A 10813-nucleotide genomic window follows, 5' to 3' on the forward strand; every position below is an offset into this window, starting at 1 on the left:
GCGGCGCTGGTCGGCGGGCTGCTGCCGTCGATCGGATCGGCGCTGGTCGGCTCCTCGGTGCTGAACTACTACTTCACCCCGCCGCTGCACACCGGCGGCCTGGACGTCTACACCGCGGGCCGCACGTTCGTCCACGTCGACGTCGAGCCCACCCAGATCGGCAAGATCTTCGCCCCCGACCTCGGCATCGCCTCCGACGCCAAGGCCGCCCTGGAGCTGTTCGTCCAGGTCGCCAAGGAGCTCAAGGCCGACGGCCGGCTCAAGGACCGCAGCGAGTGGGCCGCCTCCACCCAGGAGCGCAAGGCCCGGCTGCAGCGCCGCACCCACTTCGACAACGTGCCGCTCAAGCCGCAGCGCGTGTACGAGGAGATGAACCGCGCCTTCGGCCCGGAGACCCGCTACGTCACCACCATCGGCCTGTCCCAGATCGCCGGCGCGCAGATGCTGCACGTCTACCGGCCGCGCCACTGGATCAACTGCGGCCAGGCCGGCCCGCTCGGCTGGACCATCCCCGCCGCGCTCGGCGTCGCCACCGCCGACCCCGAGGGCCAGATCGTCGCCCTCTCCGGCGACTACGACTTCCAGTTCATGATCGAGGAGCTGGCCGTCGGCGCCCAGCACCGGATCCCCTACGTCCACGTCCTGGTGAACAACTCCTACCTGGGCCTGATCCGCCAGGCGCAGCGCAACTTCGACATCGACTTCCAGGTCAAGCTGGAGTTCGAGAACGTCAACTCCCCCGAGCTCGGCGTCTACGGCGTGGACCACGTCAAGGTCGTCGAGGGCCTGGGCTGCAAGGCGATCCGGGTCACCGAGCCGGAGGGCCTGCTGCCCGCCTTCGAGGAGGCCAAGAAGCTGGCCGCCGAGTTCCGCGTCCCGGTCGTGGTCGAGGCCATCCTGGAGCGGGTCACCAACATCTCGATGGCCGCCGCCGACATCGACAAGGTCAACGAGTTCGAGGAGCTCGCCACGCTCCCCGAGCACGCGCCGACCGCCATCAAGCCGCTGGCGCTCTGACGCGGGCGGTGCGCGGGGGCGTACGAGCCGCTCCGTACGCCCCCGCGCAGGCGGAACACCGGCGGCGCCGGCGCGGTTGAGCCGTCCGGGGCCGCTACCGTGTGCCCGGACGACTTCCTCTGCCACGCTGCCGAAAGGACCACCACCGTGAGCCTGTACGACATCCCGCTGCGCACCCTGGCCGGCGAGGCCACCTCGCTGGCGGACCACAAGGGCAAGGCGCTGCTGATCGTCAACGTCGCCTCCAAGTGCGGCCTGACCCCCCAGTACACCGGCCTGGAGAACCTCCAGAAGCGCTACGCCGGGCGCGGGTTCACCGTGCTGGGCTTCCCGTGCAACCAGTTCGCCGGGCAGGAGCCGGGCAGCGCCGAGGAGATCCAGAGCTTCTGCTCCACCACCTACGGCGTGACCTTCCCGCTGTTCGAGAAGATCGACGTCAACGGCGAGGACCGCCACCCGCTGTACCGGCAGCTGACCGAGGTCGCCGACGCCGAGGGCCAGGCCGGGGACGTCAGCTGGAACTTCGAGAAGTTCCTGATCTCGCCGGACGGCGCCGTCGTCGCGCGCCTGCGTCCGCGCGTCGAGCCGGAGTCACCGGAGCTGACCGCCGCCATCGAGGCCGTGCTGCCGGCCTGACGCCGTCCGCCCGTCCGCGTGCCCGCGCATCCGCTCGGGCGGCAGGGGCCGTCCCCGCCGGGGGCGGCCCCTGCCGCTGTCAGAGCAGCAGCCGGGTGCCCGGCGGCAGTTCTCCGTCCCGGGCGGCATCGCGCAGGTGCGCCAGCAGGGTGCCGTGCAGCGCCTCGGCGGCGCGGGTGAGCGGCACCTCGTGGCCGTGCGCGACGGCGATGGTGCGGCCCAGGCCCGGCCCGGCGAACGGGGTGACCGACAGGCCCGAGCGGGCCGCCACCATGCCGGGCAGCACGGCGGGGCCGAGCCCGGCCCGGACGAACCCCAGCACCGCGTCCATCTCGCCGCCCTCGACCGCGAACTCCGGCTCGAAGCCGGCCGCCCGGCAGGCCGCCAGGGTCGCCTCGCGCAGGTCGTACCCCTCCCGGAACATCACCAGCGGCCGCCCCCTCAGCTCCGCCACCCGCACCCGGGGCCGGGCCGGGCCGGCGGCGGACACCAGCACCAGTTCCTCGTGGAGCAGCTCGGTGACGGCGAGGGCGGGCGCCGCCTCCCCGCTCGGCGGGGTGATGACCAGCGCGAGGTCCAGCTCCCCGGCCGCCAGCCAGCGCACCAGGTCGCGCGAGCCGCCCTCGCGCACCCCCAGCGCCACCCCCGGGTAGCGGTCCCGGAAGGCCCGCAGCACGTCCGGCACCAGGCTGGTGCACAGGCTCGGCGGCGCGCCCAGTCGCACCCGGCCGCGGCGCAGCTGCACCGTCTCCTGGACGGCGAGGCGGGCGCTCTCGGTGTCGGCGAGGATGCGCCGGGCCAGCGGCAGCAGGGCGTCGCCCGCATCGGTGAGCGCGATGTTGCCGCGCGTACGGTGGAACAGCTCGGCGCCCAACTCCCGCTCCAGGGACCGGATCTGCTGGGAGAGCGAAGGCTGTGCGACGTGCGCCGCCTCGGCCGCCCGGGTGAAGTGGCGGGTCTCGGCGACGGCCAGGAAGTAGCGGAGTTGCTGGAGCTGCACATGCCCAGGGTAAGCCGCATCGATAGGCCCCGGCTATCGTCACCAGCCGCAGCATGTCTTGGACGCACCCCCGCGGCCGTCCCTACCGTTGCCGACATGACAACCGCGACGCGGACGGGCCGGCATCCGTCCACCCTGGCGACCCTGTGGCGGTCGACCGTCGGCAAGAAGGCGGTCATGGCCGTCACCGGACTGGTCATGCTGCTGTACCTGGTCGCGCACATGCTGGGCAACCTCAAGGTCTTCTTCGGCCCCGACGACATCAACGGCTACGCCGCCTGGCTGCGCACCGTCGGCCAGCCGTTCCTCGGCCACGAGTGGTTCCTGTGGATCGCCCGGCTCGGCCTGGTCGCCGCCGTGGTGCTGCACGGCGTGTCCGCGTACCAGCTCAGCCGCCGCGACCTGGCCGCCCGGCCCAGCAAGTACGTGCACCAGCGCCGGCGCGCCAGCTACGCGACCCGGACCATGCGCTGGGGCGGGGTGATCCTGGGGCTGTTCGTCGTCTGGCACATCCTCGACCTCACCACGCTGACCGTGAACCCCGTCGCCGAGCACGGACACGTCTACCAGAACGTCGTGGGCACCTTCGGCCGCTGGTACAGCGACGTGATCTACATCGTCGCGATGCTGGCGCTGGGCCTCCACATCCGGCACGGCTTCTGGAGCGCCGCGCAGACCCTCGGCGCCAACAACGCCCGCCGCGACAAGGCGCTGAAGCTGGCCGCCAACGGCCTGGCGCTGGTGCTGACCGCCGGCTTCCTGTCCGTCCCCGTGGCCGTGATGTTCGGAGTGGTGAAGTGAGCTACCTGGAGTACACCGTCGGCGAGCCGATCGCCGACACCAAGGCCCCCGACGGCCCGATCGAACAGCGCTGGGACCAGCGGCGGTTCGACGCCAAGCTGGTCAACCCGGCGAACCGGCGCAAGCACACCGTCATCGTGGTCGGCACCGGCCTGGCCGGCGGCGCGGCCGGCGCCACCCTCGCCGAACAGGGCTACCACGTCGTCCAGTTCTGCTTCCAGGACTCCCCGCGCCGGGCCCACTCGATCGCCGCCCAGGGCGGCATCAACGCGGCCAAGAACTACCGCAACGACGGCGACTCGGTCCGCCGGCTGTTCTACGACACCGTCAAGGGCGGCGACTTCCGCGCCCGGGAGTCCAACGTGCACCGGCTCGCCCAGGTGTCGGTGGAGATCATCGACCAGTGCGTGGCCCAGGGCGTGCCCTTCGCCCGCGAGTACGGCGGGCTGCTGGACACCCGCTCCTTCGGCGGCGTGCAGGTCTCCCGGACCTTCTACGCCCGCGGCCAGACCGGCCAGCAGCTGCTGCTCGGCGCCTACCAGGCGCTCTCCCGGCAGATCGCCGCCGGGAACGTGGAGATCCACCCGCGCACCGAGATGCTCGACCTGCTGGTGGTGGACGGCCGGGCTCGCGGCATCGTCGCCCGCGACCTGGTCACCGGCCGGATCACCAGCCACACGGCGGACGCCGTGGTGCTCGCCACCGGCGGCTACGGCAACGTCTTCTACCTCTCCACCAACGCCAAGAACTCCAACGCCACCGCCATCTGGCGGGCCCACCGGCGCGGCGCCTACTTCGCCAACCCGTGCTTCACCCAGATCCACCCGACCTGCATCCCGCGCTCCGGCGAACACCAGTCCAAGCTCACCCTGATGAGCGAGTCGCTGCGCAACGACGGCCGGATCTGGGTGCCCAAGGCCCAGGGCGACACCCGGCCGCCGGCCGAGATCCCCGAGGACGAGCGGGACTACTACCTGGAGCGGATCTACCCGTCCTTCGGCAACCTGGTGCCGCGCGACATCGCCTCCCGGGCCGCCAAGAACGTCTGCGACGAGGGCCGCGGCGTCGGCCCCGGCGGCCAGGGCGTGTACCTCGACTTCGCCGACGCCATCCGCCGACTGGGCCGGGACGCCGTCGAGGCCAAGTACGGCAACCTCTTCGAGATGTACGAGCGGATCACCGCCGAGGACCCGTACCGGGTGCCGATGCGGATCTACCCCGCGATCCACTACACGATGGGCGGCCTGTGGGTCGACTACGACCTGCAGACCAGCATCCCGGGCCTGTTCGCGATCGGCGAGGCCAACTTCTCCGACCACGGAGCCAACCGGCTCGGCGCCAGCGCCCTGATGCAGGGCCTCGCCGACGGCTACTTCGTGCTGCCGCCCACGCTCAACGACTACCTGGCCCGCAACCCCCTGGCCGCGGTGCCCGCCGACCACCCGGCACTCACCGAGACCGAGGCGGAGGTCGAGGACCGGCTCAACCTGATCCTGTCCGTCGACGGCGACCGCACCCCCGACTCCTTCCACCGCGAACTCGGCGAACTGCTCTGGGACGAGTGCGGGATGGCCCGGGACGAGGCCGGGCTGAAGCGGGCGCTGGCGCGGATCCCGCAGCTGCGCGAGGAGTTCTGGCGCCGCATCAAGGTGCCGGGCACCGGCCAGGAGCTCAACCAGTCGCTGGAGAAGGCCAACCGGCTGGTCGACTACTTCGAACTGGCCGAGCTGATGTGCCTGGACGCGCTGCACCGCGCCGAGTCCTGCGGCGGCCACTTCCGCACCGAGAGCCAGACCCCCGAGGGCGAGGCCGCCCGGCGCGACGAGGAGTTCTCCTACGCCGCCGCCTGGGAGTTCACCGGCACCGGCGAGGCACCCGTCCTCCACCGCGAGGCGCTCGACTTCGAGTACGTCCACCCCACCCAGCGGAGCTACGCATGAACCTCACCCTGCGCATCTGGCGCCAGGCGGGCCCGGACGCGCCCGGGTCGATGACCACCTACCAGGTCAGCGGGATCAGCCCCGACATGTCCTTCCTGGAGATGCTCGACACCCTCAACGAGGAGCTGATCACCCGCGGCGACCAGCCGGTCGCCTTCGACCACGACTGCCGCGAGGGTATCTGCGGCGCCTGCGGCATGGTCATCAACGGCCAGGCCCACGGCCCGGAGCGGACCACCACCTGCCAGCTGCACATGCGGCACTTCGAGGACGGCGACACCATCGACGTCGAGCCCTGGCGGGCGGCGGCGTTCCCGGTGGTCAAGGACCTGGTGGTGGACCGCTCGGCCTTCGACCGGATCATCGGCTCCGGCGGCTACATCACCGCGCCCACCGGCAGCGCCCCCGAGGCGCACGCCACGCCCGTCCCCAAGGAGGCCGCGGACACCGCCTTCGAGCACGCCGAGTGCATCGGCTGCGGGGCCTGCGTGGCCGCCTGCCCGAACGGCTCGGCGATGCTGTTCACCTCCGCCAAGGTCGTGCACCTCAACGTGCTGCCCCAGGGCGCGCCCGAACGCGGCGCCCGGGTGCGGAACATGGTCGCGGCGATGGACGCCGAGGGCTTCGGCGGCTGCACCAACACCGGGGAGTGCGCCACCGCCTGCCCCAAGGGCATCCCGCTGCCCAGCATCGCGGCGATGAACCGGGAGTTCCTGCGGGCCGCCCGCGGCTGACACCCGCCCGCCCCCCAGTCGGTCGGCCCCTCGCACAGGTGCTCGTGCGGGGGGCCGACACCGTTTCGGACGGAGCGCGCGCGGGCATTCCACGCTCCCCGTACGGGTGGTGGATCGGGAGGAGCGGTGCTGCCGGGCGGGAAATCGCGCTACGGTGGTGCTCCGCTACGGAAGGACGGCATATGCCCGAGGTTCAGTCCTGTTCCGGTTGCGGCGGGTCCGGCGGGACCCAGAAGACCGAGGCAACGGTCGAACGGGACGAGGAAGGAAGCATGGTGCCCAGGATCCACACCTTCTGGTCGCCCTGCGGTCGGTGCCACGGCTCCGGGACGGTGATCGTCGGATGAGGTTGGTCTTCGAATGCGTCGAGTGCGGCGGGCACTACCTGCCGCCCGAGGGCATGGTCTACCCGGACGGACCGGCCTCGCCGGTCTGGTGCTCCTCCTGCCAGGCGGCCAAGCAGGCGGCGGGCGAGCAGGAGGACCCGCTGCTCGCCCGGGTCGCGTTGGCCGCCGCCCGGGCCGCCCTCGCCCGGCGCGCCACCGAGCCCACCGAGCCGGCCGCCGGCCGCGGTGACGTCCGCCCGTCCCGGCCGCCGCTGTCCCGCCGGGCCCGCTCGGGGCCGGGCGGGGTGCGCGGCAGGCTGGGCTGACCCCGCCGGAACCCTCGCGCCCCGGCGCCTGCCCGCGCTGCGGCCCTGCCGCTCGGGCGCCCCGTGGCGTGCCGGCCGGGCGTCGATCGGCGCGGCAGGTCAGAACAGCGCCTCCTGGGTGTCCGGCTCCGGCGGACGGACCCGCTCCTCCAGCGCCAGGCCGGTGGAAGCCCGGCCGGTCACGGGCGTGAGCGTCCAACCGGTGAGCCGGCGGGTGTCCAGCAGCAGCGGGCCGGAGCCGTCCGGCTGGTCGAGGAAGAGGTGCCGCCCGACCGGTGGGCGCAGGGTGCCCGCGACCACCGCCCCGGCGGACAGCCCGGTGATCTCCCGGTAGGCCTCGGGGGCGCCCGCGCCCAGGCCGTAGCGCTCGACGTGGTCGACCACCGGGCGCTCGGCGAGCAGTTCCACGGCGTGGCCCTCCAGCAGCCGGTGCGCCCGGGCGCGGGCCTCCGTGAGCACCGTACGGCGGCGCGGGGCGTCCCCGTGAGCCCACCAGTGGTCCGTCTTGACCCGGGACTTGAACCGCTCGCGGGCCATCCCCGAGGCGGCGACGGTGAGTTCGGCGCGGCGGACTGCGGGCAGGCCACCGCGCGCGGTGAACGCGTAGGCCAGGGCGCCCTGTTCGAGCAGTCGGCTGTCACCGCGCTGCTCGGCCGTCAGGCCCACCTTCAGCAGACCCTCGCCGAACCAGGCGAGGTAGAGCAGGTAGGTGCGGCCGTCGTCCAGGATCTGGTCCCGGGCCAGGGCCAGGCCGCGGTCCACGCTCTGGCAGGCGGGGCACTGCGTCGCGCCGCCGTCCGGGTCGATCACCGCGTGGTGCGGGCACGGCGTGCGCTCCGTCGCGCCGGCCAGCCAGGCGCCGACGCAGCGGCGCGGGCCGCCGAGCAGCCAGCCGACCTCCGTACCCGGTGCCACGGCGCGTTCGTGCACCTGGGTGCCGCGCACGGCGCCGAGCAGGGCGCGGCCGTCCTGCCAGCTCAGGCCGGTGGAGATCCAGCCGGACGGCCGGTCCGGGTGCTGCGGTGCGGGGATCGTCACGGGCATCCCTCCCTAGAGGTCCTCGATCCGGTCCGGTCCCGGTTCGGTCCCGGTCCGGTGAGGCTACCTGCCGCCACCGACAACGGCGGGATCGGCCCGGAGGACCGCGGAGGGTTCCGGAGGTCCCGGAGGTCCCGGAAGGCCCTGAGGGCCTGAGGGCCTGGGAGGCCGGGCGCGCCGGGTCGCGGGTCGCCGGGGCCGGGGGCCGCCTGCGGCGCGGGCCGGAAGCCCGCAGCTCGCGGGTACTTGGCCGGGTGGGGTGTCCACGCTCTATTGTGGCGGGCGCGGTCGGCGGTGTCGCCGGGAGGTGGCGCGGGCGGCCGGTCGGTGCGGAGCGCGAAGGGGTGGACGTGGCGGGGCGGCGGAACAGCGGGGTGCTGGCGATCTGGGCGGAGGCGCAGCGGCAGCAGCAGCGCCGGGAGGAGGCTCGGTGGCGCGCCGAGGAGGCCGAACTGCGCCGCCGCGAGCGCGAGCAGCGGGAGGCGCAGCGGGCGGCCGCCCGCACCGAGCGGGAGGCGCAGCGGGCGTACCAGCAGTCCCGGGAGGCCGAGGCGGCCCGGCGTACGGCCGAACTGGAGGCCCGGGTCCAGGAGTTGCGCGGGCTGCTGGCGGCGGGGCTGGCCTCGCCGGGGTTCGGCCCGCAGGCGCTGCTGGCGCCGCGCCCCGTACCGCCGTTCGATCCGGGCCCGTTGGGCACGCCGGTGCCGATGCCCGACCAGGCCTCCGCCGTCTACCACGTGCCGCCGCCGGACGCGGTGCAGGCCCGCAACCCCGGGGTGCGCCGGCAGTACGAGCAGTACCTGGCCCAGGCGCGCGCCCGGTTCGAGCAGGACTGGTATGCCGCGCAGGCCCGGGAGGCGGACCGCCAGCAGCGGCTGGCCGCGTACCACCGGGAGTACCTGGCGTGGGCGGAGCGCTTCCGCCGCGAGGAGGACGAACGCGCGGCCCGCACCGAGGAGTTGCTGCGGCGGCTGCGGGCGGGTGAGCCGGAGGCGGTGCAGGAGTACTTCACGGCCGGGCTGTACGCCTCGGCGGCGTGGCCGGAGGGCTTCCCGCACCGGCTCGCGGCGGCCTGGGACGTGGCGGGCCGTCAGCTGGTGGTGAACTGGGAGCTGCCCGGCCCGGACGTGGTGCCGGCCGCCTCCCGGGTGCGGTACGTGAAGACCGACGACCGCGAGGCCGAGGTGGCCCGCCCCGCGACGGAGCGCAAGGCGCTGTACCGGGAGGTGCTCGCGCAGTCGGCGCTGCGGGTGGCGGCGGAGCTGTTCCGGGCGGACCAGGGCGGGGTGCTGGACTCCGTGGTGCTGAACGGCTTCGTGCTCGGCATCGACCCGGCGACCGGCCGGGAGGCGGAGCGGTTCCTGTCCACGCTGACCGTGGGCCGGGCCGACTTCGCCGAGCTGGCACTGGACCGCGTGGCGCCGGTGGAGTGCTTCCTGGGGCTGGGCGGCAAGCTGTCCGCGCGGCCCGAGCGGCTGGACGAGGTGAAGCCGGACCGGCTGCCGGAGTCCGTCGGCGGTGCCTCGGCGGGGCACTTCGGCGAGGACGAGCCGGACCTCTTCGAGATGGACCCGATCGAGTTCGAGGAGCTGATCGCCGAGCTGTTCCGGCTGCGCGGGTTCCGGGTGATGACCACGGCCCGCAGCGGCGACGTCGGGGTGGACGTGATCGCCGAGGACCTGGACCCGGTCACCGGTGGCCGGATCGTGATCCAGGCCAAGCGCTACAAGAGGACCGTTCCGCCGACGGCCGTGCGGGACCTGGAGTCCACCGTCCGCCACCACGGCGCGATCAAGGGAATCCTGGTCACCACCGCGGGCTTCGGCCGCGGCTCGTACAGCTACATCGAGGGCAAGCCGCTCACGTTGGTGAGCGGTCCCGAGCTGGTCGAACTGCTGGCCGAGCAGGGGCTGCGCGGCCGTCTCGGCGACGGCACGGGCGGCGCGAAGGCCGCCGGCACGAGCGGCGGGAACGGCAGCGACTCGGGCGCCGGGACGGGCCGCGAGTCGGGCGCCGGGACGGGCGGCCGCAGCAGCGAGGGCGCGGGCGGGACCGCACCGGCGGACGCCGGGGAGGCCGCCGCGAGCAGCGCGCTCACGGTGAGCTGGCAGAGCCGCACCGCCGGCGGCGACCCGGTGGAGCTGGACGTCACCGCCTTCCTGTGCGCCGGGGGCCGGGTGCTGAGCGACGAGCACTTCGTGTTCTTCAACAACCCGCAGGACCCGGACGGCACCGTCCGGCTGCACCCGACCCGCTCGGTGCCGGGCGAGCCGACCCGGTCGGCCCGGCTGGCCCTGGACCTGCGCCGCCTCCCGGCCGCCGTCGACGAGGTGGTGGTCGCCGTCTCCGCCGAGGAGGACGAGCACCCGGCGCTGCCGCTCGGCCAGGTGTACGGGCTGTCCGTGGCCGCCTCGTACGGGCCGGGCGCGGCCGGGCCGGCCCGGTGGCCGGGCGCCAACGGCGGCCTGGCGGACTCCGCGATGCTCCTCGGATCCTTCCGGCGCGCCGACGGGGGCTGGCGGTTCACCCCGTCCGGCCGGGCGGTGACGAACGGTCTGGCCGGGTTGGCCACGGCCTTCGGTGTCGCGGTGGAGTGACACGGGGCGCCCGTCGGGCACGGGGGTCCGGCACGGGGTCTGCCGCGGAACCGTCACGGAGTTCTGCCACGGGAACCGTCACGGGGACCGGGCACGGAGAGCCGTCACGGGGACCGGGCGCGGAGAGCCGTCATGGGATCCGTCAGGGAAGTCCGTCATACCTGAGAAGGAGACGCCCCCGGCCGCACCGCCGGGTCGGCGGGGGTCGTCCGCCTTCCGGGCATACGCATCGCGTTCGAACGGCTTGGGAGGATGGAACGGCACGACATCCCGATTCGTCCCCTGGAGCCCCCGTGACGTTCCCCGCCACCGCCGTCCGCACCGCGGCCGCCCGCGCCACCGGCCTGAACAAGGTCTACGGGGAGGGGGAGACCCGCGTCGTCGCCCTCGACGACGTC

At 74.0% G+C, this 10813-nt stretch carries 9 protein-coding genes; 7 read left to right on the plus strand and 2 right to left on the minus strand.

Annotated elements, in window-relative coordinates; all coding sequences use genetic code 11:
- Together ABT247_RS27415 and ABT247_RS27420 are read left to right on the plus strand one after the other, a co-directional pair.
- Nucleotides 1-1017: thiamine pyrophosphate-dependent enzyme (locus ABT247_RS27415; protein ID WP_350747390.1), on the plus strand; the 1017-nt coding region annotated here is incomplete at its 5' end.
- Between the two features lie 147 nt (nt 1018-1164).
- Complete coding sequence (locus tag ABT247_RS27420; protein WP_350747393.1) at nt 1165-1653, plus strand: glutathione peroxidase; 489 nt, start codon at nt 1165-1167, stop codon at nt 1651-1653.
- Between the two features lie 79 nt (nt 1654-1732).
- Here ABT247_RS27420 and ABT247_RS27425 read toward each other — a convergent pair whose 3' ends face one another.
- Entirely contained in the window at nt 1733-2653 is a 921-nt protein-coding gene (locus tag ABT247_RS27425) for a LysR family transcriptional regulator (protein ID WP_350747396.1), read from the minus strand.
- Between the two features lie 96 nt (nt 2654-2749).
- On the opposite strand from ABT247_RS27425, the gene ABT247_RS27430 reads away from it, so the two are divergent.
- The 4 genes from ABT247_RS27430 to ABT247_RS27445 all read left to right on the plus strand — a co-directional run bounded on the left by ABT247_RS27430 (nt 2750) and on the right by ABT247_RS27445 (nt 6780).
- Entirely contained in the window at nt 2750-3454 is a 705-nt protein-coding gene (locus ABT247_RS27430) for a succinate dehydrogenase cytochrome b subunit (protein ID WP_350747398.1), read from the plus strand.
- Nucleotides 3451-5394 carry a fumarate reductase/succinate dehydrogenase flavoprotein subunit gene (locus ABT247_RS27435; RefSeq protein WP_350747401.1) on the plus strand — a complete coding sequence of 648 codons (1944 nt, stop codon included), beginning with the start codon at nt 3451-3453 and terminating at the stop codon, nt 5392-5394. The genes ABT247_RS27430 and ABT247_RS27435 overlap by 4 nt, the downstream gene beginning before the upstream one ends.
- Entirely contained in the window at nt 5391-6128 is a 738-nt protein-coding gene (locus tag ABT247_RS27440) for a succinate dehydrogenase/fumarate reductase iron-sulfur subunit (RefSeq protein ID WP_350747404.1), read from the plus strand. Before ABT247_RS27435 ends, ABT247_RS27440 begins: the two co-directional genes overlap by 4 nt.
- A 343-nt stretch (nt 6129-6471) precedes the next feature.
- Nucleotides 6472-6780 (plus strand): hypothetical protein, encoded by a 309-nt coding sequence (locus tag ABT247_RS27445; protein WP_350747407.1) that lies wholly within the window; start codon nt 6472-6474, stop codon nt 6778-6780.
- 99 nt (nt 6781-6879) lie between these two features.
- Here the strand turns inward: ABT247_RS27445 and ABT247_RS27450 are convergent, their stop codons facing one another.
- Nucleotides 6880-7818: a DUF2797 domain-containing protein gene (locus ABT247_RS27450; RefSeq protein ID WP_350747410.1), complete on the minus strand. Its 939-nt coding sequence runs from the start codon at nt 7816-7818 to the stop codon at nt 6880-6882.
- A 350-nt stretch (nt 7819-8168) separates the two neighbouring features.
- Here ABT247_RS27450 and ABT247_RS27455 point away from each other — a divergent pair, with 350 nt between their 5' ends.
- Nucleotides 8169-10415, plus strand: coding sequence for a restriction endonuclease (locus tag ABT247_RS27455; protein ID WP_350747413.1), 2247 nt, complete (start codon nt 8169-8171; stop codon nt 10413-10415).
- Nucleotides 10416-10813: the final 398 nt, after the last annotated feature.

It is taken from the genome of Kitasatospora sp. NPDC001539 (genome assembly GCF_040298565.1).
Lineage (GTDB): Bacteria > Actinomycetota > Actinomycetes > Streptomycetales > Streptomycetaceae > Kitasatospora.